The sequence below is a fragment of the Fimbriimonadaceae bacterium genome, assembly GCA_019638775.1.
GTDB lineage: Bacteria > Armatimonadota > Fimbriimonadia > Fimbriimonadales > Fimbriimonadaceae > JAHBTD01.
Map to the genome: position 1 here is coordinate 329,007 of JAHBTD010000001.1, position 21,365 is coordinate 350,371.

Consider the following 21,365-nt stretch of genomic DNA (forward strand, 5'->3'; position numbering starts at 1 on the left):
GTGTTCAGTGAGGGGCAGGGCTTGGCCAGCTTAACTGGCTCACTGCCTCGCCCCGAGCGGTAGAACCTTTCACCCCCACCCCATTCGCTACGCTCACGGCCTCCCCCCTAAAGGGGGAGGAATTGCGAATCTGTTGTGCTACCCCTCCCCATCCTCGCTACGCTCGGACAAGGAGGGGGTTTTGAGATTAGCTTTTCTTTCGTCGTCGGAGGCCAACGACGAGCGCACCGAAACCGAGGACGGCCATCGTCGCAGGCTCCGGAACCGGTGTCGTGCGCACCGTAAAGTTGTCCACCCTCTGCGTCAGGCTTGCTCCGTCGAGGAGGTTGTAGCCCGTGATGAAGCCGAACTTCATCTCGCTTCCGGTGTCCGAAAAGTCAGGCGTATCGAACGAAACCCCGCCTGTATCCCAAAACATGATCCACTGAGCGTCTCCGGCGTTCATCGTCGATGCCGTCGTCCGCCACTGATGAGGCGCGAAGTTATGGACATCCGCCACACAGAAGGTCTTTCCGTTCTGAATGATCGAGAACCACAGGGACTGGTTGTCCAGTGCATCTTCCGTGTCCAGATAATAGTCGGCGCTGAAACTGACCGAGGAGATCGCCCCACTGACCGAAGGGTTATAGGTCAAGACCTGGTTGAAAGCTCCAACCCGACCGAAGCCGATCTCGTTGCTTCCGTCATGCACGATCGTCTGGAACATCGCGGCCCCGGGGTTCCCACCGACAGGCGAGCGGTTCGCGCTGGTAGCCGTATGCTGGAAAAAGGCAAGATGAAGATAGTCGCCAACGGCGAAATCCCCATCGGAAAAGCTGAAGGCGTTTGCAGAGCTTACGACTGCAATTGTGGTGATAGCAAGAATCAGTTTTTTCATGGCTTTGCTTGGGACGAAGGACGTAGATATTATGTTCCGAGATTTGTTATTCTTAAAATATATATCTAAATTTCCATCCTAAGATGTCTCGAAAAGGTCCTATTGAGAGCTGCACTGATAGGACCTCTTTAGTGACGCATCGTGCTAAGACAAGGAGGTCAGGCCCGGTTCTTCTTGCGTCGTCGGAGACCAACGGCAAGTGCGCCAAAGCCAAGGACGGCCATGGTTGCGGGCTCGGGGACAGGTGCAGTTTGGACGGAGAAGTTATCGACTCGCGTCGTGACCAAGGCTCCGTTCGAAAGGTTATATCCGGTGATGAAGCCGAACATCATCTCGTTGCCAGCCGCTGAGAAGTCAGGATTTGCGAAGACGAAATTCCCGCTAATCCAGTCCAGCTTTCTCCAAGCGGAGTTCGGCATGGCGTTAAAGGAAGCGTTCAGCCATTGGCCTGGTGTGTAGTCGTCGAAAACGGGCACATAGTATGTGCTTCCATCTTGGATGAGCGAGAAGAAGAGAGCTTGCCCGCTTAGAACTGCCTCGGTGTCCAGATAGTAGTCGGCTGAAAAGCTGATGGAGCTGAGCGCGCCACTGACAGACGGATTGTAGAGAAAGTTAAAGTTGTACGATCCAATCTCCCCCGTACCCTGCGCAGCGCCGGCAGGATCGTGCTCGATGATGTGATGCAGCGTCGCATTGGGGTTACCACCAGCAGCGGCGTTGTTTGTGCTGGTGAAGGCGTTGTCGAAGTAGGCGAAGTGCCCGTAGTCAGCGACAGCGAACTCGCCATCGAAGTAGCTCACGGCGTGAACAGAGCTCACGACGGTGAGCGCGGACAAAGCAAAGATTAGTTTTTTCATGGCTGTACCTCTGACCGCAGTCTACAGAAATATGTTCACAAAATGCAGAAAATTAAAATATATTTACAAATATATAACTTTTTGAACCTAAGAATTGGCACTTCGACTAGGACCACTCGCCCTAGGAACACAGGGATTTGGAAGAGTGCACAAAAAAAGCCCCCGTCTCACAAAAAGGACGGGGGCGAAAGATTCGGCTACTAGTTGCAGAGCACGGTGTAGGTCGCAAAGTCTGATTTCATTGGGGGCTCTTGCCCCGACTCTTTTGCTTTTCGCACGTCTTCGAATCCTCGCTTGTGGCCCTCGATAAACTCGGGTGAAGATGTCCAGCTTTTGAAGGCCTCCTCTGTGTCCCAGTGGGAAAGAACGAGATAGGGCTGATCCTCTTTTTGTGGTTTGAGAACCTTCATAAAGCGAAAGCCGGCGATCCGATCGATAGCCATTGCACGCGACTTAAACAACTGTTCGAATCGTTCTTTGTAGCACTCGATGCAGGTGATGTAGTTAATGGCGACGAAGCCAAGATCGTCGTTTCCTTCGATGGCAAATGCTTCCGTGTTTTGATCGTTTTGCGTCATGTTTCCAGCCTTGGTTTGAATGTGCTTGCCATTCAGAATCTACTTCGACCGCTCGATTGGCTCACATAGTCATTCTCCCTTCATCTATACTTTTTTGTCAAGTATCCCTTTCAGATTGCTCATTTTGTTCTAAAGGAAGGAAGAAATCCAGGCTTTGCAGGTTCGCGGGCGTAGATATAGGGGCCCGGGACCGTTATAATGCAGAGAACCGTTCGGTTAGGAGTACCCACGCTTGGCAGGAGTTAGCTTCAACGGAGTCACCAAGATTTACGGCAAGGATGTCAAAGCCGTAGACAATCTCAACCTTGAGATTCAGGACAAAGAGTTCATGGTATTGGTCGGCCCTTCGGGCTGCGGCAAGACCACTGCTCTGCGCATGATCGCAGGATTGGAGGAGATCACCGATGGTGATCTGAACATCGGCGATAAACGGGTGAACGACGTCCCCCCCAAGGACCGCGATATTGCGATGGTTTTTCAGAACTATGCGCTTTATCCGCACATGAACGTTTATGACAACATCGCGTTCGGACTTCGGCTGCGCGAACTCAAAGGCTTTTTCTGGCAGATCAGCCACATGTCTGAGGCGAAGAAGATCAAGCAGGACATCGACAACCGGGTACACGATGCGGCGGAGATGCTGGACATCGATCAGTATCTGCACCGACGTCCAAAGGAGCTTTCGGGAGGGCAACGCCAGCGCGTGGCTCTAGCTCGCGCAATCGTTAGGAAGCCTAAGGTTTTCTTGATGGACGAGCCGCTTTCTAACCTTGACGCAAAGCTCCGCATCCAAACTCGCGCTGAGTTGATTCGGCTGCACCGCTCGTTAGGAATCACTACCGTTTATGTGACTCACGACCAGGTTGAGGCGATGACAATGGGCCAGCGGATTGCGGTCATGAAGGACGGTCTCCTGCAGCAGTGCGACGTACCTGAAGTGGTTTATCGCTACCCGGCGAATAAGTTTGTGGCAGGTTTTATCGGAGCGCCTCCGATGAACTTTGTCGAAGGGACAATCGAGGACGACGCGATCAACATCGGTTTTGCCAAGATCAGTTTGCCGGAGAATCACCCAGGCAGAAGCATGAATGGGAAGCAAGTGACATTTGGAATGCGCCCAGAGGACATCTACGACACGAATGCAAATTGTCCAGTGACGCCGAACGATGGCAACACGTTTGAAGCGAAGGTTGATGTGCTTGAGAAGTTGGGTTCGGAGGATTCGGCGTTCTTGATTGCTAATGGCACACCCATCACGGCGACCCTGGATCCGGCAACTCGCATTGAGGTTGGCACCACGGCGAAGTTTGCGGTCGATATTCAGAAAGTGCATCTGTTTGATGCGAATACTGAGCAGGCGATCCGCTAAGGCTTTCAGCTCACACTTTCACACGGTTGAGCGTTGCGCGCTTGGTGATAGGAAATCAGCGGTCAGATATCCGAGATCAGATTACGACTCTTCGGCATCGCGCATTTTTTTGCAAAGGAGGAATGCACAGTATCAGCTCTTGTTTACGATCATTTTCGGCTCCGTCATTTCCTCCATCGCAAAGCGGACGCCTTCGCGGCCGAAGCCGCTTCTCTTCACGCCACCATAGGGCATGTTGTCGAAGCGTAGACTTGGAAAGTCATTGACGATTAGCCCCCCAACCTCAAGCTCTGCATACACCTGGTCGATCACCGATTGATCGTGGGTGAAGAGCGAGGCGTGGATGCCGTATTGGGAAGCATTCACCTTTGCGATTGCCTCAGAAATCTCGTCGAACGGGGCAAGTGTGAGGACAGGCCCAAAAACCTCTTCGCAGCCAAGCGGCACGCTGGAAGGCACGTTTTCGATGAGGGTCGGCCCAAGTACATTCCCTTCCCTTGCCCCCCGCACAAGGATATCAGCCCCAGCTGACTCAGCCTCGTCAATCCAGCTTATGACCCGGTCTACGGATTCGGAGTTCATCAGCGGCCCACAAACGGTTTCTTCTTGGGCTGGGTCGCCGGTTGGGCAAGCTTGGGTGGCTTCGATGAGCCGATGTTTGAATTCGTCGTAAACGGACGCATGAACCCAGCAATGTTGAGCCGAGATGCAAACCTGTCCAGCATAGCCGTAGGCTGAGACGGCGGTGCGACTGGCGGCCCATTGAAGGTCGGCATCCGGCATGACGATGACGCTGGCGTTTCCTCCGAGCTCAAGCAAAACTTTCTTCTCCCAGCAGATCTGCTTCAGGTGCCAGCCTACTTTGGGCGAGCCCGTGAAATTGACAACCTTGACTCTGGGATTGAGCGCCATTTTTTCGGCAACTGGGGCGGGGACGTTGACGCAGTTGAGTACTCCAGGCGGGCAGCCGCATTCGTGGATGATGCGCGCGAGTGTCATGGTGGAGATTGGGGCAAGGCCCGACGGCTTTAGGATGATCGTATTTCCTGTCGCTAACGCAGGCGCGAGTTTGTGAGCGGTGAGGTTGAAGGGCCAGTTGTAAGGGACGATGCAAAGCACGGGACCGACAGGGAATCTGAAGAAACTCCCGGAGTAGTCCTTCCCACGGGAGTCGAAGCCGAAATCGAGCGTTTCCGGCTCCCAGTTTAGGGCTTCGACGGAGGCGAGATCAAAGGTGATGGCAAGTCGGCTCACCTCACCTCTGGCCCAAGTGATCGGCTTGCCGATCTCTGCGACAAGAAGATGGGCCAGTTCTTCGCCGCGCTCGCGTATCTCCATCGCGATGAGGCCGAGGAGTTTAGAGCGTTCGGATGCCGAGCTCTTTCTCCAAGTGAGGAAAGCCTCTTGTGCGGCAGAGATAGCGGCGTTAGCCTCGTTCCATCCGCCCTCGGCGACGGTACCGACGATGGACTGATCGTAAGGATTTTTAACGATCTCCTTGCCAACCGCTTGGTCGCACGGGCCACCGATGAAATGACCGTCAATGAGCATTTCGAGATGGAGCATGGTCTCATTGAACCCTTGAATGCTCGGTTCTCGCATGGCAACCATCCCCCGTAAAGATACGTATAGAGGCATCGGAAGGCCATCTGCGTCGTGAACCCCCGGTCCGTCCGATACAATAGAACAAAATATACATGCCGACTGCGAGACAACAAGGATGCAAATAAGAAAAGTAATCTGCGCGCTCGACACTTCCGACCTTGATGCTGCTCTGACCATGATCAGGCGGCTTGCACCCCACGTGGGCGCATTCAAGATTGGACACGCTCTCACCCTATCGCACGGACTCGGTGTGATCGACTGGCTACGGGAGGCAGGCGCGGAGCGCATCTTCCTCGATCTTAAGTTTCACGACATCCCCAACTCGGTCGCACTCGCGGTCCGTGAGGCATCGCGATACGGGGTTTGGATGATGACCCTGCACATCGCGGGAGGCCAAGCCATGATGAGCGCTGCCGTTGAAGAGGCTCGGGCTTATGCCCCGGATAAGGCTCCCCTGTTGGTGGGTGTGTCCGTCCTTACATCGCTAGATCAAAAGATGCTGACGCAAGACCTCGGGGTGGACCGTGAGCTTGACGATCATATGCGACGGCTAAGCGAGCTGGCCGTCCAGTCAGGACTTGATGGAGTGGTGTGTTCGGCAAGAGAGGCACGGATGATCCGAGCCGCGATCGGACATGAGGGGATCATCGTCACTCCCGGCATTCGACCGGCGGCATCGAGCAGCCATCACGACCAGGCGAGAGTGGGGACCGCGCAGCAAGCGTTGGAAGACGGTGCGAGCTATCTGGTGATCGGACGGGCGCTCTCGGATGCACAAGACATCAATCAGGCTTTGGAAAACCTTGGGTTCACGGGACTCCAAGAGACGATTTAGGGGTCCAATCTGAAAGACAAACCCACGCATAAGCTCTCCGGCCCCGATGGCGGATCGCTTTTGCGATGGTACGACGCTCACAAGCGCGACCTGCCTTGGAGGCGGACCGCCGATCCCTACGCTATCTGGGTCAGTGAGATCATGCTCCAACAAACCCAGGTTGCAACCGTCCTTCCCTACTATCAGCGTTGGATGGAACGGTTTCCCACCGTCGAAGCACTCGCTCAAGCGGACGAAAGTGACGTTCTGTCGTACTGGCAAGGGCTTGGCTATTATCGACGAGCACGGCTCTTGCTCAAGGGAGCTCAGTTTGTTGCTGAGAACGGGATGCCCACTGAACATGATGCATGGCTGAAGGTTCCCGGCGTCGGCGCATACACCGCCGCCGCTATCTCTTCCATTGCTTACCAAGAACCGGTGTCACTTGTGGACGGCAATGTAGAGCGCGTATACGCACGTCTGACGGGCTCGCATTCAAGCGGACAAAGACTTCACTCAGAAGCGAAAGAATGGGCTTCAAAGGCGCTTTTCAAACCGCGGCCTGGGGACTGGAATCAGGCGCTGATGGAGCTTGGCGCAACCGTGTGCACTCCCAAGACTCCACGCTGCGACATCTGCCCTGTTGCGGAGATGTGCGTCGCCAAGCAGTCTTGGCAAGTTGACATCTTGCCGATTGCCGAACCTAAGAAACAGACCGTAAGACTTATTCATGCGGTTTGGGTTCCATTTGACGGATCTGCCTTTGGGCTTCGACAAGTCCCGGAAGGGGAGTGGTGGGAAGGGATGTGGGAGTTTCCGAGAGTTGCCGTAGGCACGCGTTCTGAGGGCAATTCAGAGATCGACGCTTTGAGGGATTTGACCGGAGCGGGCTGGCTTGAAGACCTAGGAAGCTTTCAGCACTCCGTCACGCATCACAGGATTGAGGTTATCGCTCGACTTTGCAGAAGCGATGCGCAATCCCCAAGTTTGCAATGGTATTTGCGGGATGATCTCGCGGCGCTGGCGATGTCCTCCCCACAACGAAAAGTCCTAAAACTTGCGCTCCGAGCCCTTGGATTGGAGTCTTCTTGAAGTATTGATGTATCACCTGGCGATCCGGGGGCACAATGAGTAGCAGCCAGAAGATATGAAGATTTTTAGAGACATTCAAGTGATATTGACCGTGCTCTGCGGCATTTTTTTGGTGCTCAGCTTTTTCGGTCTGCACGTCTCCATCGCCTATCTCAGTGTTGTCTTTGGCTCTTACTTCGCTTTGAAATCTGCCTACGAAGCGATCCGAGAGCGCAGCCTGGATGTCAACTTCCTGATGGTGTTTGCCGCTGCTGGCGCGGTTGCATTGGGACATCCCACCGAGGCTGCGGTCCTCCTCTTCCTCTTCAGCCTTTCGAGCACGCTTGAAGCCTTCGCAATGTCGCGCACGAAGTCGGCAATTGAGGGACTCATAAAGCTCCGTCCCGATACCGCTCTTAGGATCACGGCAAGCGGGGACGAGAAAACCCCTGTTGAAGAGATCGAAGTTGGCGACATGATCCGCGTGGTTGCATTTGAGCTTGTACCACTTGACGGGGTGGTGGAATCCGGGGAAAGCAGCATTAACCAAAGCGCGATGACGGGCGAGTCAGTGCCTGTCTCCGCCAGTCGGGGTACGCGAGTTTTGGCGGGAACGCAGAACTTGGATGGGATGCTCACCATCAAGGTAGCAGCGAAGGCTGGCCAAACAACTCTTGAGAAGATCGTGGACCTGGTTCAGGATGCTCAAGAGAATAAGGCGAGCGGAGAGAGGATCAGCACCTGGTTTGGGCAGCGATACACGATTTTTGTGATCGTAGCGTTCGCAATCTCCCTTGTGGTTCGGCTCCTGCTCGGGCAGGATGCCAACGCAGCGCTGTATGCGGCTCTAACTCTTTTGGTGGCGTTGAGCCCCTGTGCTTTGGTGATCTCAACCCCGGCGAGCACGCTTAGCGCTTTGGCTTGGGCAGCAAGAAACGGGATGCTCATTCGTGGTGGGGAGTTCATTGAACAGGCAGGCAAGGCCGACATCTTGGCGGTGGACAAGACGGGAACACTGACGGCCGGACGATTTGAACTCGCCGAGATCTGCGTTTGTCAGGGGGTGCCGGAAGTTGTTGGAGGGTCGGGAAGGCTTTGTATGGAGGGGCATGCCTGTTGGTCGGGGCAAGGCACGATGTCGGATGAGGCCAAGCGGCTGCTCCGGGTCGCGGCGGCGGCAGAGCAGTACAGCACACACCCGATCGCCGAGGCTATTGTTGAATCAGCACGTCAACAGGGATTGGACATTCCCGAGGCGACTGAACACCATGCTCACACAGGGCTTGGCGTCACTGCGAACGTTGAAGGAAAAGCGGTCAAGGTCGGGCAGAGAAAGTTCTTCGACACGGCTGATAGCTCCCTTGACCCGGACTTTGCGGTTCACGCGGAGGAGCTGCAGCACAAGGGATTTACGGTTGTGGTGCTGGACTATGACGGGATGATGGCGGCTATCGGCCTGCATGACGCCCCGCGGCCATCGGCAAAAACAGTGCTGCGTGATGTTCAAGAACTCGGCATCCGGCAGACCGTGATGATGACGGGGGACACACGAGAGACGGCGGAGGCGGTTGCGAGTGAGGTCGGGATTACGGACGTCCGTGCAGGATTGTTTCCCGAAGACAAGGAGAAGATCGTCGCTGAACTTACGGCAAAAGGGGGTGGACTCATCTTCGTCGGCGACGGTGTGAACGATGCCCCGAGTCTGGCAAGGGCCAGTGTCGGCGTTGCGATGGGTGGATTGGGGAGTGACATCGCGCTTAATGCGGCAGATGTGGTTCTGATGAACGACCGACTTGAGAGCATCCCCCGACTGATCAAGCTCGGTCGAATGACGAATTCAATCATCCGCGCAAATCTCTACTTTGCGGGATCGGTCATCGTCGTTCTCACGTTGGGGTCAATGTTTTTCGATCAATTCCTTCCGGATTACAGAAACCTTATTCTTCCGCTTGCAGTAGTTGGGCATGAGGGTTCGACGGTACTGGTCATTCTCAACGGTCTCAGACTTCTCCGCGGACCAGCAAATCCTTAGTCAACTATCTTCTCTGATTCTAGTTTCACGCCATGCGCCGAACTCTTCTCAACATTCTAAACGGGCTCTCTAACATTCGCGAGCAGCTTGATCGTGCGGCCCTGAGCGCTTTGGGGGTGATGGTGGCCACGGTTGCGATTGTGCTGCTGATGAGCATCGCCAAAGGGGTTGAGCAAGACATTCGCAGCGAGGTGGACACCCTTGGAGTCAATACGCTCATCGTGCTTCCTGGCCGGTTTGAGGGCAACTCGCTCTTTGCCCCCAGCCTCATGGGCATCAGCTACCTATCCGATGCCGACGTGGCGCGAGTAAAGAAGGTCGAGGGCGTTGTCGATGCATCGCCAGTTTCGTTTGTAGGAGCCGGGATCGAATACGGTGGAAAGAAGTCCACAACGGCTTTCATTGTTGCCGCCGATCCCGAGTGGTTTGCGATGCGGCGCTCGGAGTTGAAGTCCGGGCGGTTTTTCGGCGCAAAAGATGATGCTGAACCGACGATCGTTTTAGGGGATCTACCGGCAACAGAGTTGTTTGGAGAAGTCGATCCCGTGGGCAAGACCGTGCACTACAGGGGGAGCGACTACCGGGTTATTGGTGTACTGAGGCAACGCGATAATCAGAGTAGCTTGCTTTCTCAGGGGAGCTTCGATAACTTTGTTTACGTGCCATACAGTTACATTCGCAAAACTCAACCTTCGGCGCAGATCAACCGCATCTTCATCGAGACCGATCCGGGACGTGAACCCAAGCAGCTTGTCTCATCCGTTGAAAAGGCGCTTGGAGAGCGGCTCGAAAAAGACAACTACTCCGTGCTCACTCAGGAGGATCTGCTTAAGCTCGTATTCAAGATCATGTCGATCCTGACCTGGCTCATTATCGGCCTGACTTCAATCGCTCTGTTTGTTGGGGGTGTTGGGATTATGGTGGTGATGCTGATGTCGGTCAATGAGCGGACCAAGGAGATCGGCATTCGGCGAACGGTGGGGGCGATGCGGTCCGATATCTTTTCTCAGTTCTTGGCTGAGTCGGTGTTTATCGCGGTAATGGGAGGCCTAGTCGGACTCTCGCTGAGCTATGTCGTCAGCCTTCTGCTGGCCTCTAATACGGCGATTAAGCCGCTGATTACTTGGGGCGTAGTTGGGCTCAGCTTTGCGGTGAGTGTTGGGGTTGGCGGGGTTTTTGGCCTTATCCCCGCCATCCGCGCTTCTCGACGAGATCCCGTCGAGAGCCTGCGTCACGAGTAGTTCTTATTGGTAAACGTGGGGGAACGTCGCGTCAACGTAGCTGCACGAGGCAACGGTACCGACGACATCGATGGTATAGACGCCGCTGTTTGGACACTCCGGCTTGTTGCTCTGTCGAATATAGGTGGGCCAGATGTCGTTAATCGTGACGGGGGCTCCGTTTTGAAGCTTGTTCTCCATCGCGAACATCTCTTTTGCCGCTTCGATTTGGCGGAGATTGGCGACACATGTTCGTGCTTGCGATTTGGCGCGAGCCCTCATGAACTGCGGCACTGCAATTGCCAATAGGACACCAATGATCAGCACAACGATCATGATCTCAACAAGAGTAAATGCTCTTTTACGCATACTTCACCATCAACCAAGAATCCACCGCTTCTATGCGGGCTAATTTCCTCATTCCACATATTCGGCAAGTAGCGTGCCAACAAATAGCAAGAAGGCCAAAAAATAGGAGTGGAATCCTTACGGTTTCCACTCCTGTAGTTGGATGAAGCGTCGAACTAAGACGAAGCTTTTTGGAGCAAACCAACAAACTCCTCGATAGGCATCGCTCCAAGATCACCGTCTTCGCGAGAGCGCACACCGACCGTGCCGTTCTCGATATCGCGGTCACCAATGACCATCATGAAGGGCACTTTTTGAAGCTGATTCTCGCGAATCTTCTTTCCGAGGGTTTCGCGCCGATCATCGACATGAACTCTGAACTTGTGCCCGGCTGCCCGGACACTCTCTATCTGTGCTCTTACTTCGGCTGAGGATTCAACCGACTCTTCTGAATGCTCGCGATCCTTCGTCATGAAGCCTTGCAGCGCCTCGGCGATGGCATACGCGTGTTCGATATGACGGTCGGCAATGGGCAGGATCGCCACCTGAACGGGAGATAGCCAGAACGGGAAAGCACCCGCATACTGCTCGGTGAGCAGTCCGATCATTCGCTCCATTGAGCCGAACGGGGCGCGGTGGATCATGATGGGGCGGTGGGGCAAGCCGTCATCACCGACGTACTCTAATCCAAAGCGCTCGGGCAGATTGTAATCCACCTGAACGGTCCCCATTTGCCACTCGCGACCGATGGCGTCCTTAATAATGAGGTCCAGCTTGGGGCCATAGAACGCCGCATCGCCTTCGGAGACGAAGTAATCGATGCCAATCTGTTTACAGGCCTGTTCGATGGCTTCGGTTGCGGCCTTCCAGTTGTCGTCGTGGCCTACGTATTTATCGCTGTTGGGGTCTTTGGTTCCGAGGCGAGCCTTCCACTCGGTCAGGCCAAGTTTGTTGAGCACGACCTTCATGAGGTCGACAACACCGATGAACTCTTCGAGGAGTTGATCGGGGCGGACGAAGAGGTGAGCATCGTCCTGGGTGAACCCACGAGCTCGGAGGATTCCGTGCACTTCCCCGCTCTGCTCATAGCGGTGGACGGTTCCGAACTCCGCGTAGCGGATGGGAAGGTCTCGATAACTGCGCATCTGAGATGCGTAGATCTCGATGTGGAACGGGCAGTTCATCGGTTTGAGGATGTAGGTTTCCTTCTCCTCGTCCTCCATGAACGGGAAGAGCTTCTCCTTAAACGTGATGATGTGTCCCGACTTTTCATACAGCTTGATTGAGGCGAGTTGGGGGGTGATGACCGGTTGATACCCACGCTTGAGCTGCTCTTCACGCAGGAACTCGGTCATGGTTTCGCGCAGCACCGCCCCCTTGGGCAGCCATAGCGCCAAACCGGTGCCGACTCTCGGCGAGAACATGAAGAGGCCAAGCTCTTTGCCAAGGATGCGATGGTCGCGCTTCCGTGCCTCTTCGAGGTTATGAAGGTAGGTTTCCAACTCTTCAGCAGTCTCGAAGGCAGTGCCGTAGATACGGGTGAGCTGCTTGTTCTTGACGTCGCCACGCCAGTACGCGCCCGCCAAAGACATCAGCTTGTAGTGCTTGATCTCCTTGGTGGAATCGACATGAGGACCTCGGCAAAGGTCCAGGAAGCGATGATGATTTCCTTCTCTATCGGTCCGCTTTTGATCGTAGAAGGAGATCGCTTCGCCTTCGGGAATGGCGTCAAGGAGTTGCAATTTGTAATCGGCAACGGCTGGGCCCATGCCTGGAATCGAGTCATCCATGATCAGACACCTTGCCTCTTCTCGAGAAACCTCAGTGCGTTCGATACGCTGATCGAGCTTGCTAAGCTCCTTCATCCGCTTTTCTATTGCGGGCAGCTCTTCCTCTTTTAGGGGAGTGGGAAACTCAATGTCGTAATAAAAGCCGTTTTCAATAGGCGGGCCGATGGAAAGCTTGGCTCCAGGATAGAGCTCGGTGATCGCTTGGGCCATGAGGTGGGCAGCCGAGTGGCGCAGGCGATAAAGATAAGATTGCTGATATTCGTTATTCATAACTGTCAACCTCCCCTACGAAGGGATCGAATTGTCAGCCTTGATTTTACAACAGGTCGCCTTGGCGCCCAATCTCAATAAGCAAAAAGCCCACGCGAAGCGCAGGCTTTGTTTGCTCACTTGGAAGGTAGTAAGTGTTATGCGGCGACCAGTTGCTTGGAGACGAACAGGCTGCCAACAATCGACTCAATTTCTGAATCGGAGAGATCGTCGGCACAGGCGACTGAGATGAATCCGTACAGGGCAAGGGTTGTTCGACGACGCAGAGTTTTTGTTAGGACTTCGGGGCGGCAGGCGCAGACGGCTTGGTCGATCTCGGGAAAGATCGCTTCAAACGCTTCGCGGACTTTGTCCACCTGGACCGGACCTAACTCCAGAGATGAGCTTTGGCTAAGGGCGGCTCGGCAAAACGGTTCATAGTCGAGAAAAGTGCAATTCATAACGAAACCTCACAATCACTGTTAAGTTTCCGCTCAATTCGTCGATTGCGCAATAACCAAGTGTGCCGAAAAAACGACAATTCGAACCCTAAAGAACTTTGAGAAAAGACCGATAGTCGATAGTGTCAGTCTCTGCCTGCTGGTAATTTTGCTGGGATCATCCTTTATATTGCGCGTATCCTACGGCTTAAGATGCGCGTAGAAAGATTGCAGAGTATCTGCTTGGTCGTGTAGAAATGGACCCTGGCACCGTCTTCATTACGGCAATGGGCTTCTTCATCTTCGGCGGCATCGCGCTCGCCGTATATGCCTACTGCCTGCACCAGATCGGTATGACCCTCGCTCACCGTCAGAAGTGGCAAGGGGAGGTTTGGCGCGCCGCCAGTCGAATCTACTTCTGGTGCCTTCCTATCCTTGGGCTCGGATTCTTCTTCTCGGTAAGCACTGTGCTTCAGATTGGAATCTCAGTGATCGCCTATATCTTGCACGCCCATCCGTTGAGCGTGGGCTACTGGTCGGAAAGGGAGAGAATTGAATCGGCAGCCAAGCTAAGGTTTCGAAAGAATGTTGATGATTGGCTTGGGGAGTGGGAGTGCCAGGAGACGAACACTCGCGAAGAGCTATAGTTTCTACTAGCTTCACTAGTCAATTCTGTCGCAATATTTGGCTTCCGTAGAAATCCTTGCTATAATACGTATCGTATGGCAGCCAAACGATCTCCGGCACAGCAGAACCTCGCTGCTCAAGTTGCCATTCTGTCCGAACTCGTATCCGAGCAGGTTGAAGGCGGACTTCGCAAACAAGGGCACAGCCTCTCCACCTTTCAACTCCTCTCGGCAATCAAAGCCTCGGAAACGAATATCACTCAGGCTGAGTTAGCGCAAAGGATGGGGATCACAGCGGCTTCACTTTGCGAGGCATTAAAGACTGCGAGCAACAAAGGACTTGTCGAGCAGAAACCCTCTGACACCGACCGTCGGGCCAAACGTGTCAGCCTTACCAAACAGGGAAATCGGCTGATTTCGGAAACCCTAGTTCACCTAGATAATGTGAATTTAAAGATGCTTCATGGGATCGGTTCGTCCGATTTGAAGCAGACAGAGCGAATCCTTTCGAAATGCATAGGGAACCTAGCGGGTGAAGATCATGGCTAATCTTGACTTTCTTTCCGAAAAGAACCCGTTATGCCGCTCCAATCTTCGCGATTGTGACGTCCTTTCGTTCAACGGAGGCCAAAAGGCGGTGCTAAGGATTGTCGGAGTCCAACGAAGCGAAACGCTAGCGCAGGAGTTTATCCTTCTGCAGAATCAGGGGCACCTGCGCGTTCGTCTCCGTGGACACATCCTGATGAGCGAAGATGCGATTGAGGGCTGCGGACTTTCCGACTCGGCACATGTTATCCGCGAGGATGAGTACATTCCACCCGGTCTTTTCGTGTTGGTGAGCACCGGAAAAGGGACTCCTCATTGGGGCAAAACGAAGGATGGCGCTTACGTTTATCACACCTATTTAGGAATGGCAGCGCCGTTCTGGAATGGTCATCAAGGGACGATTCACATTCTTGCCCCCCACCATTCGTACTGCGAGCGCTCGACAGAAGCGTTTGCGATGCGCTAATAGCCAGAATCGTTGCGATTGACTTCCTGCATGGCGGGCTCCACGCCCTTTTCAAGCACCTTCTCGCACGCGGCAGCGGCGCTTTCGATCATCTCTTGCCAGTCGGGGCGTTCTTCGGGATGGAACTTCGACAAAACATGATCGCTCGACGCCTCTTCCTTTGGCCTTCCAATGCCGAGCCTTAGACGTGGATACTCCTGGCTGCCCAGAGAAGCGCTTATGGACTTATGTCCGTTGTGTCCGCCTGAACTGCCTTTGACCCGCAATCGAAGTCGCCCCATCGGCAGATCCATTTCGTCGGAGACGACAAGTATTCGGTCTGGCTTGAGTCCGTATTGACGCGCCATTGGGGCGACGGCTTGACCGCTCAGATTCATGTAAGTGAGTGGCTTGACGAGTACGACGGGTATTCCGTCGATACGTCCGGTGCCGAACCGCGAACGGTGTTTGCTTTGGTTGAGCTTGATCTTGTAGCGCTCGGCGAGCAGTTCGATCACGTCGAAGCCGACGTTATGCCGTGTGCCCGAATATTCGGGGCCCGGGTTGCCGAGACCCACGATCATCCATTCGGGATCGATGTGCTCTTTGGTCTTCCGGTGTGAAAACATGGGTTTACTTTTGGGCTGCGGATATATCCGGCTTAGTTGGGAGTCCTTGATCGGGGCTAAGTACTCCGGTGAATAGTAGCCCGAACAGGACGAGGCCAAGGAGGACCCGATAAACGACGAACACGACCGTGCCATGCTTTTGCAGATAGGAGATCAAGAATGCGATGGCAGCATAGCCGCTGATGAGGGCCGCGATATTGGCAACGATTGCAGGCACGAGCAAATCCCCCTGGAATGCGTGGGCATGCTCCTTGAGGCTAAAAATGGCGGCGGCAAAGACGCTCGGCACGGATAGGAGAAAGCTGAAGCGAGCGGCTGAGGCTCGATCAAACCCGGCGAAGAGACCCCCTGTGATGGTCGAGCCGGAGCGGCTTGCGCCAGGGATGAGCGCGATAGCCTGAAAGAGTCCAACCAGCAAGCCATCTCCAACAGTCACCCGTCCGACGTCCCGCTGCTTAGTGCCCACGCGCTCGGCGAGAAGTAGCAACAAACCCATACCGATCAGAGAGCTGGCGATAACGTGCAGTGAGCGAAGATCGTTTTCGATTCGGTGCTTGAACAACGTCCCGAAGATGACAATGGGGATGGTGCCGATGAAGATAGCCCAGCCCATTCGGCTTTCGTAAGTGTTGCGGCGACCGGGGTCTACAATGCTTTTCACCCAACCGACGACCGCGTCGATGAGGTCTTTGCGAAAGTAGATCAGGACAGCGATGAGCGTGCCGAGCTGAATAACGGCGGTAAAGGCCGCTCCTGGGTCGTCCCATCCGAATATTGCAGGAACTATCCGAACATGCGCGGTACTGGATATGGGCAAGAATTCTGTTAATCCTTGAACAATTCCGAGGATTATCGCCTCGATTATGCCCACATCTTCACCTGTTCTGTCTCTATTCTAAGACTGCTAAGAACAACAGACCGGACACGCGCAGCGGCCTTGCCATCGCCATATGGGCTCTCCGCACGAGCCATTCTGTCGTAGGCTTCTGGATTCGAAAAGAGTTCGTTTGCGGTCTTGATGATGAGTTCCTTGTCCGTTCCGACCAAGCGGGCGGTTCCGACATCCACGCCTTCTGGACGTTCGGTCGTCTCACGAAGCACCAGCACGGGTATGCCAAAAGCAGGCGCTTCTTCTTGCACGCCGCCGGAATCGGTGAGGATGAGCTTGCTTCTTTGCATCAGCTTCACGAATTTGGGATACTCGGGGGGCTCGATAAGATCGACTCGGGGATGATTGCCAAGGACTCTTTGCAACAGTTCGCGTACTTGCGGGTTCCGATGCATCGGGACGACGAGGCGCAAATCGGGATGGGCATCAATGATTTCGCGGGCAGCCTCAGCAATCCGTTGCTGAGGCTGCCCCCAGTTTTCGCGACGGTGGGTAGTGAGGAGAATTACGTCGTGAGGGTGATCGGAGAGCCACGTTTGGGGTTCTCGTTCAGCGACGGCGAGGACGGCGTCGATACCGGTGTTGCCCGTCACGAAGACGGTTGCGGTGTCTTTGCCTTCGTTTAGCAGGTTCTTTGCCGCCCACGCAGTGGGCGCGAAGTGGTGCGTGGCGATCAGTCCACTCGCCCGACGATTAAATTCCTCGGGGAAGGGATCATCCACGGTTGGTGTACGCAGGCCTGCCTCAACATGACCGAAGGGGATTCTCCTGTAAAACGCGGCGAGGCTGCTGCAAAACGTTGTCGTTGTGTCACCTTGGGCGATCACGTAATCGGGTGGGCTTTGGGTAAACAGCCGGTCCAGCCCTTCTAGACAGCGCGTCGTGATTTCTGCAAGCGATTGCCCGTGCTTCATGATGGCGAGGTCATGATCTGGCTTAAGCCCGAAGGTGTCGAGGGCTTGGTCAAGCATTTCACGATGCTGTCCGGTTGCGACCAAAACAGTCTCTACCGCTTCCCACTTCTTGAGTTCCAAAACTACGGGAGCGCTCTTGATGGCATCTGGGCGCGTCCCGACTACACATACGATACGCGGCCTACTCATAAAGTCTTATCACCGCCACAAGTGTTCCGCACAGCACGATCGCGATGCCATACAGCACCCAGACAGCCTGGCGCTGGGTCAGTCCCCGATTCAAGAGCTGGTGGTGAATATGTCTCTTGTCTGCCTGAGTGATTGGCACTCCGCTCAGTTTCCGGCGAATGACCACCTGCACCGCATCGATCAATGGCACCCCAAAAACCAGCACAGGAACGATGATCATAAAGGCTGCGGCTGTCTTCATCGCCCCAACGATGCTCAAAGATGCCAGCACAAATCCTAAGAACTGCGCCCCACCAGTGCCCATGATGATCTTCGCTGGGTTGTAGTTGTGCCGTAGAAATCCGATGGAGGCCCCCGCCAAAGCTGCCGCGATCAGCGCCACCCTCGGCTGACCTTGGTAAGTCCCGATCAGTGAAAGGGTGGCTCCAGCGATGGCGGCGATGCCGGACGCCAGGCCATCGATCCCGTCTATCGTGTCCATCGTTTTCGTCACGATGAAGATGTAACAAGCTGTGATTGGAACGGCCCAGACTCCGAACGCTATCCATTGTCCAGACTCGTCGCTAAAGAGCGGCCAGTTCATCCCTGCAATTTGGATGCGACTACTTCCACTGAAGATGAATTGAATCACGATGCCAGCAGCCAGCAAGAAGAGCAGTTGAATCTTGGCGCTGTACTGGAACAGATCGTCCAGCGCACCCACTACGACCACCAGCGCTCCAACCACGAAGATTCCGATCAGATAAAGTGGGAACGGTTGAAGTGGATAAGCAAACGGAAGGATGGCCAGCATCGCGACCATGAACCCGCCGAAGATCGCCATGCCGCCCCAGCGCGGAAGTGGCTCCTTGTGAACTCTTCGGTCATCACGCTTAGGGTCATCTACCGCGCCATACTTGAAGGCCATTTTGCGTACAACGGGCGTCAATAGCATGCTGGCGACCATCGCAAGCACTGCTGTCAGCAATGGCGCTCGAAAGCCTGCGAGGGGCTTTGTCGTAGCTTCGGCGATAAAATAGTGAAGGAGTTCGGTCACGAGCCGAGGTCCACCTTTTCCAATCGGTCTTCGCGATAAACGAAGACTTCAAGATGAGCATCCCTGAACAGCTCTAGCGAGAACGGATCAGGATAGTCTCCTTCATAAATGACGCGTGAAATGCCAGCGTTGATAATCATTTTTGCGCAGGTGTTGCAAGGCTGACATGTGACGTACATCGTTGCGCCTTCGCAAGGGACTCCGATCATGGCTGCTTGGAGCAATGCGTTCTGTTCGGCGTGGAGCGACCGAATACAGTGCCCGGCGCGCAGACAGCCGTTCGGCCAATCGTTGATATGACCATCAACCGGGCAGTGGGGCAGGCCTCTCGGCGCGCCATTGTAACCGGTTGCGAGAATGCGCTTCTCTCGCACAATCAACGCCCCGACACTTCGTCGAGGACAGGTCGCACGCGTCGCGACCAGATGGGCGATTTGCATGAAATAGGTATCCCAGCTTGGGCGTTCTGGACTCACTTGAAGCGATTATGACCGAATGCAGGCGTTAGCTTAAAGCGAAGCGGCTGTTCACAACAAAAAAGGGCCCAAACCGGACTTCGGTTCAGGCCCTTACCGTCTTTTATTCAGGCTACATACCCATTAGTTTGACGTCAACCTCGTCAACATCTCCATCCTCGTCGAAGTCGCAGATCTCATGCCACTCTTCGGGGATTTCGAGTCCATTCAGGACGACCTTTCTAACGAGCGCGTATTCGTCTCGGCCGATCCGTCCGTCGAAGTTAAGGTCACCCTTTACGTAGATGACGATTTGGGCCACTGACCAAGCTTCGGTGTACATACCACCGTCCGTTGCCCTGACCATGATGTAGTGACGTCCAAGCGGTAGGCCAACCGTATTCACGTTGACGTTGCCCTGGTTTCCACTAAGATTTTGGTAGCCGGGGATGGGAATTGCGCCTGCTGAACTGCCCTGAACCGGTGTCAGGTAGAGGGAAACGAACTTGGGATCATCCTCGGGATCGCTACCCTGCCACGCCACGGGGAAGGTTTGATGAGCATATTCCGCGTAACTCTTCTCGTCCGGTATCGTCACGCTCACTTCGGGCGGTAGGTTGCCGCCTGGTTCGATTTCAATCGAGTAGTTCGGGTTATCTGGGTTGCCTGACGAAGATTTAAAGACTCTCACGTAATAGGTGCCCTGCGCGATTCCGGCCAATGAGATGTACTCGTAGTTGAACGAAAGCGTCGAGCTTCGAATAACCGAACCTGCTGAGTTCAGGAGTTGGGCAGAGAAATTGCCAAGTCGGTTGTATGGCGAAGTGACACGAATGTAGTCGCCTTCGCTTGCCGCGTGAATCTTGAATTTGAAGTAATCGTCATCTTGGAGTGACAGGTTGCCGATGCGCTTGTAGTCCAGCACCAATCCCAAATTCGGGCTATTTAATCCACCCTCAGGAGCGGCATCTACTTGAGCCCGACTGTCATTCTCCTCGTAAGGATCGGGGGTAGCTGGCGGTGCGGCTCCGATGGCGATCGGGATGCCGACTGTGTTGTTCGTTTCGTCCGATTCAAGAATCTGATTGTCGGGATCAACGGTAGCTTCGAGATAGTAGGTACCGTCTGCGATTCCTGTCAAGTCGATGAACTGTCCAGCAAGGCCAGCGCTATAGATATCTGCCCAGCCCGGACGAAGTCCCTGCAAGGTGCCACAGCTGTTGTAGCCGGGAGGGTCGTTGTGTCCGGGAGCGCTACTGTCATAGTGCAGAAGCTCCAAAATGCAGAAACTCGTTTTCGCACCAGTTCGGAGAATAGGTCCGGGCGTGCCGTTCGGATTTAGAACCCGTAGGCGAAACACCGTCCAGTCGTCGAAGTGGATGTGCCCATGCTGCGGGTGATAGGTAAACCACCCTGCAGGACGTGTCCACGTCGAGCCGTCAGTGCGATAGATGCGCTGATAGACGCGCTGCTGACCGTTGACGATATCGCCGGGGCCGGTACCGCCAAAAATCTCCAGGCGACCGATGCCCTTATTTACGGAGACTGTCGGAAATCGAAGTGCACGACTTGACCCACTTGGTGGGAATTCGCTTGATGAGGCCGTGCCCATGGCCGCCTCTGCCAAGTAAGACTCCCAAAGTGTGCAGTCTGGCAATTTGTCGGTAGCGCCCTGAAGCACCATCGCAGTAAGTAAAGTTGTGAGCATCGTTTAGAACCCCTATAGAGAAGACTTTCTATTGTAAGAATTCTAAGGCATTTTGGACTGAAATAGCAAGAAATCCGAGTTCCAGACTCGCCACCGACGACCGTATATCAGAATTTGACAGGTATCGGTTCCCGCACTTTGATCTCCTCGACCTCGAAAAAGTCGGCAGACTTTCGATTCCCAGCAAGCAAGGACGCTGGAAACGATTGGAGATAAGTGTTGAACTCACGGACGTTTCCGTTGTAAAGCCTTCGGGCGGCCGAAATACGATCTTCGGTGTCGATCAGCTCTTGTTGAAGTTGTGCAAAGTGCTCGCTTGCCTTAAGTTGAGGATAGGCTTCCACCCGCGCCATCAGCATATTCACAGCTGACACCAATTGTTGCTCGTGCTGGACAAGATTCTCGACGTTGCCAAGCGCCCCGACTGCTTTTTCTCGGGCCTGCGTTACCCTTTCAAAAACACTGCTTTCGTGCGCCGCATACCCCTTCACTGTCTCTACGAGGTTCGGAATGAGATCATGCCGTCGCTTAAGTGCGATGTCGATACCCGCCCATGACTCACGAATGAGATTCTGCAAGTAGACGAAACGGTTGTGTGTCGAGACTATCCACACGATAAAAACTATCGCGAGCAGACCGAGTGCGACGGGGATGATCATGGAGGAGGAAACTTGCATC

General features: G+C 54.5%; 22 protein-coding genes. 8 read left to right on the top strand and 14 right to left on the bottom strand.

From position 1 onward, the window contains the following. Window positions 1-187: 187 nt before the first annotated feature. The 3 genes from KF784_01545 to KF784_01555 form a co-directional block, all read right to left on the bottom strand. Window positions 188-877, bottom strand: a complete 690-nt coding sequence (locus KF784_01545) for a PEP-CTERM sorting domain-containing protein (GenBank protein MBX3117720.1) — start codon at window positions 875-877, stop codon at window positions 188-190. A gap of 158 nt (window positions 878-1,035) precedes the next feature. Then, window positions 1,036-1,734, bottom strand: a complete 699-nt coding sequence (locus KF784_01550; GenBank protein ID MBX3117721.1) for a PEP-CTERM sorting domain-containing protein — start codon at window positions 1,732-1,734, stop codon at window positions 1,036-1,038. 200 nt (window positions 1,735-1,934) lie between these two features. Then, window positions 1,935-2,312, bottom strand: a complete 378-nt coding sequence (locus tag KF784_01555) for an antibiotic biosynthesis monooxygenase (protein MBX3117722.1) — start codon at window positions 2,310-2,312, stop codon at window positions 1,935-1,937. Between the two features lie 232 nt (window positions 2,313-2,544). Between KF784_01555 and KF784_01560 the strand changes: the two genes are divergently transcribed. After that, a complete protein-coding gene (locus KF784_01560) occupies window positions 2,545-3,681 on the top strand; it encodes an ABC transporter ATP-binding protein (GenBank protein MBX3117723.1) in 1,137 nt (378 codons plus the stop codon). Between the two features lie 132 nt (window positions 3,682-3,813). On the opposite strand, the gene KF784_01565 is transcribed toward KF784_01560, so the two are convergent. Further along, the gene (locus KF784_01565; protein MBX3117724.1) at window positions 3,814-5,283 is read right to left on the bottom strand and encodes an aldehyde dehydrogenase family protein; all 1,470 of its coding nucleotides are present in this window, start codon (window positions 5,281-5,283) and stop codon (window positions 3,814-3,816) included. Between the two features lie 118 nt (window positions 5,284-5,401). On the opposite strand from KF784_01565, the gene pyrF reads away from it, so the two are divergent. The 4 genes from pyrF to KF784_01585 are packed head-to-tail and all read left to right on the top strand — an operon-like array spanning window position 5,402 to window position 10,444. Continuing rightward, a complete protein-coding gene (gene pyrF / locus KF784_01570) occupies window positions 5,402-6,121 on the top strand; it encodes an orotidine-5'-phosphate decarboxylase (protein ID MBX3117725.1) in 720 nt (239 codons plus the stop codon). Between the two features lie 60 nt (window positions 6,122-6,181). Next, window positions 6,182-7,192, top strand: coding sequence for an A/G-specific adenine glycosylase (gene mutY / locus KF784_01575; protein ID MBX3117726.1), 1,011 nt, complete (start codon window positions 6,182-6,184; stop codon window positions 7,190-7,192). Between the two features lie 55 nt (window positions 7,193-7,247). Further along, window positions 7,248-9,203 carry a heavy metal translocating P-type ATPase gene (locus KF784_01580; protein MBX3117727.1) on the top strand — a complete coding sequence of 652 codons (1,956 nt, stop codon included), beginning with the start codon at window positions 7,248-7,250 and terminating at the stop codon, window positions 9,201-9,203. A 32-nt stretch (window positions 9,204-9,235) separates the two neighbouring features. After that, window positions 9,236-10,444 (top strand): ABC transporter permease, encoded by a 1,209-nt coding sequence (locus KF784_01585; protein MBX3117728.1) that lies wholly within the window; start codon window positions 9,236-9,238, stop codon window positions 10,442-10,444. A 3-nt stretch (window positions 10,445-10,447) separates the two neighbouring features. On the opposite strand, the gene KF784_01590 is transcribed toward KF784_01585, so the two are convergent. The 3 genes from KF784_01590 to KF784_01600 all read right to left on the bottom strand — a co-directional run bounded on the left by KF784_01590 (window position 10,448) and on the right by KF784_01600 (window position 13,271). Further along, entirely contained in the window at window positions 10,448-10,792 is a 345-nt protein-coding gene (locus KF784_01590) for a prepilin-type N-terminal cleavage/methylation domain-containing protein (protein MBX3117729.1), read from the bottom strand. A gap of 155 nt (window positions 10,793-10,947) precedes the next feature. Next, window positions 10,948-12,831, bottom strand: a complete 1,884-nt coding sequence (thrS, locus tag KF784_01595) for a threonine--tRNA ligase (GenBank protein ID MBX3117730.1) — start codon at window positions 12,829-12,831, stop codon at window positions 10,948-10,950. Between the two features lie 137 nt (window positions 12,832-12,968). After that, window positions 12,969-13,271 carry a hypothetical protein gene (locus KF784_01600; GenBank protein ID MBX3117731.1) on the bottom strand — a complete coding sequence of 101 codons (303 nt, stop codon included), beginning with the start codon at window positions 13,269-13,271 and terminating at the stop codon, window positions 12,969-12,971. A 236-nt stretch (window positions 13,272-13,507) separates the two neighbouring features. Here KF784_01600 and KF784_01605 point away from each other — a divergent pair, with 236 nt between their 5' ends. The 3 genes from KF784_01605 (at window position 13,508) to KF784_01615 (ending at window position 14,888) form a co-directional block, all read left to right on the top strand. Beyond that, window positions 13,508-13,897: a hypothetical protein gene (locus tag KF784_01605; GenBank protein ID MBX3117732.1), complete on the top strand. Its 390-nt coding sequence runs from the start codon at window positions 13,508-13,510 to the stop codon at window positions 13,895-13,897. Between the two features lie 75 nt (window positions 13,898-13,972). Further along, window positions 13,973-14,425, top strand: coding sequence for a winged helix-turn-helix transcriptional regulator (locus KF784_01610; GenBank protein ID MBX3117733.1), 453 nt, complete (start codon window positions 13,973-13,975; stop codon window positions 14,423-14,425). Then, the gene (locus tag KF784_01615; GenBank protein MBX3117734.1) at window positions 14,418-14,888 is read left to right on the top strand and encodes a hypothetical protein; all 471 of its coding nucleotides are present in this window, start codon (window positions 14,418-14,420) and stop codon (window positions 14,886-14,888) included. Before KF784_01610 ends, KF784_01615 begins: the two co-directional genes overlap by 8 nt. Here the strand turns inward: KF784_01615 and pth are convergent. From pth to KF784_01650, 7 genes are all read right to left on the bottom strand, one after another. Next, the gene (pth, locus tag KF784_01620; protein ID MBX3117735.1) at window positions 14,885-15,451 is read right to left on the bottom strand and encodes an aminoacyl-tRNA hydrolase; all 567 of its coding nucleotides are present in this window, start codon (window positions 15,449-15,451) and stop codon (window positions 14,885-14,887) included. The two genes, KF784_01615 and pth, sit on opposite strands and share 4 nt — an antisense overlap. Window positions 15,452-15,500: 49 nt before the next feature. Next, window positions 15,501-16,367, bottom strand: coding sequence for an undecaprenyl-diphosphate phosphatase (locus KF784_01625; GenBank protein ID MBX3117736.1), 867 nt, complete (start codon window positions 16,365-16,367; stop codon window positions 15,501-15,503). After that, complete coding sequence (gene wecB / locus KF784_01630; GenBank protein ID MBX3117737.1) at window positions 16,358-17,488, bottom strand: UDP-N-acetylglucosamine 2-epimerase (non-hydrolyzing); 1,131 nt, start codon at window positions 17,486-17,488, stop codon at window positions 16,358-16,360. The genes KF784_01625 and wecB overlap by 10 nt, the downstream gene beginning before the upstream one ends. Continuing rightward, window positions 17,481-18,524 carry an undecaprenyl/decaprenyl-phosphate alpha-N-acetylglucosaminyl 1-phosphate transferase gene (locus KF784_01635; GenBank protein ID MBX3117738.1) on the bottom strand — a complete coding sequence of 348 codons (1,044 nt, stop codon included), beginning with the start codon at window positions 18,522-18,524 and terminating at the stop codon, window positions 17,481-17,483. The genes wecB and KF784_01635 overlap by 8 nt, the downstream gene beginning before the upstream one ends. Continuing rightward, window positions 18,521-19,000 carry a dCMP deaminase family protein gene (locus tag KF784_01640; protein ID MBX3117739.1) on the bottom strand — a complete coding sequence of 160 codons (480 nt, stop codon included), beginning with the start codon at window positions 18,998-19,000 and terminating at the stop codon, window positions 18,521-18,523. Before KF784_01640 ends, KF784_01635 begins: the two co-directional genes overlap by 4 nt. 112 nt (window positions 19,001-19,112) lie before the next feature. After that, window positions 19,113-20,687: a hypothetical protein gene (locus KF784_01645; GenBank protein MBX3117740.1), complete on the bottom strand. Its 1,575-nt coding sequence runs from the start codon at window positions 20,685-20,687 to the stop codon at window positions 19,113-19,115. Window positions 20,688-20,794: 107 nt separating this feature from the next. Next, window positions 20,795-21,364 carry a LemA family protein gene (locus KF784_01650; protein ID MBX3117741.1) on the bottom strand — a complete coding sequence of 190 codons (570 nt, stop codon included), beginning with the start codon at window positions 21,362-21,364 and terminating at the stop codon, window positions 20,795-20,797. Window position 21,365 lies beyond the last annotated feature (1 nt).

What these genes read in the sequence shown, in the direction of transcription:
- KF784_01600 (MBX3117731.1), bottom strand. Translation starts at nt 13,271, where the DNA reads ATGAATTGCACTTTTCTCGACTATGAACCGTTTTGCCGAGCCGCCCTT.
- pth (MBX3117735.1), bottom strand. Translation starts at nt 15,451, where the DNA reads ATGATCGTGGGTCTCGGCAACCCGGGCCCCGAATATTCGGGCACACGG.
- KF784_01645 (MBX3117740.1), bottom strand. Translation starts at nt 20,687, where the DNA reads ATGCTCACAACTTTACTTACTGCGATGGTGCTTCAGGGCGCTACCGAC.
- KF784_01550 (MBX3117721.1), bottom strand. Translation starts at nt 1,734, where the DNA reads ATGAAAAAACTAATCTTTGCTTTGTCCGCGCTCACCGTCGTGAGCTCT.
- KF784_01585 (MBX3117728.1), top strand. Translation starts at nt 9,236, where the DNA reads ATGCGCCGAACTCTTCTCAACATTCTAAACGGGCTCTCTAACATTCGC.
- KF784_01545 (MBX3117720.1), bottom strand. Translation starts at nt 877, where the DNA reads ATGAAAAAACTGATTCTTGCTATCACCACAATTGCAGTCGTAAGCTCT.
- wecB (MBX3117737.1), bottom strand. Translation starts at nt 17,488, where the DNA reads ATGAGTAGGCCGCGTATCGTATGTGTAGTCGGGACGCGCCCAGATGCC.
- pyrF (MBX3117725.1), top strand. Translation starts at nt 5,402, where the DNA reads ATGCAAATAAGAAAAGTAATCTGCGCGCTCGACACTTCCGACCTTGAT.
- KF784_01650 (MBX3117741.1), bottom strand. Translation starts at nt 21,364, where the DNA reads ATGCAAGTTTCCTCCTCCATGATCATCCCCGTCGCACTCGGTCTGCTC.
- KF784_01610 (MBX3117733.1), top strand. Translation starts at nt 13,973, where the DNA reads ATGGCAGCCAAACGATCTCCGGCACAGCAGAACCTCGCTGCTCAAGTT.
- KF784_01590 (MBX3117729.1), bottom strand. Translation starts at nt 10,792, where the DNA reads ATGCGTAAAAGAGCATTTACTCTTGTTGAGATCATGATCGTTGTGCTG.
- thrS (MBX3117730.1), bottom strand. Translation starts at nt 12,831, where the DNA reads ATGAATAACGAATATCAGCAATCTTATCTTTATCGCCTGCGCCACTCG.
- KF784_01605 (MBX3117732.1), top strand. Translation starts at nt 13,508, where the DNA reads ATGGACCCTGGCACCGTCTTCATTACGGCAATGGGCTTCTTCATCTTC.
- KF784_01555 (MBX3117722.1), bottom strand. Translation starts at nt 2,312, where the DNA reads ATGACGCAAAACGATCAAAACACGGAAGCATTTGCCATCGAAGGAAAC.
- KF784_01565 (MBX3117724.1), bottom strand. Translation starts at nt 5,283, where the DNA reads ATGCGAGAACCGAGCATTCAAGGGTTCAATGAGACCATGCTCCATCTC.
- KF784_01580 (MBX3117727.1), top strand. Translation starts at nt 7,248, where the DNA reads ATGAAGATTTTTAGAGACATTCAAGTGATATTGACCGTGCTCTGCGGC.
- KF784_01615 (MBX3117734.1), top strand. Translation starts at nt 14,418, where the DNA reads ATGGCTAATCTTGACTTTCTTTCCGAAAAGAACCCGTTATGCCGCTCC.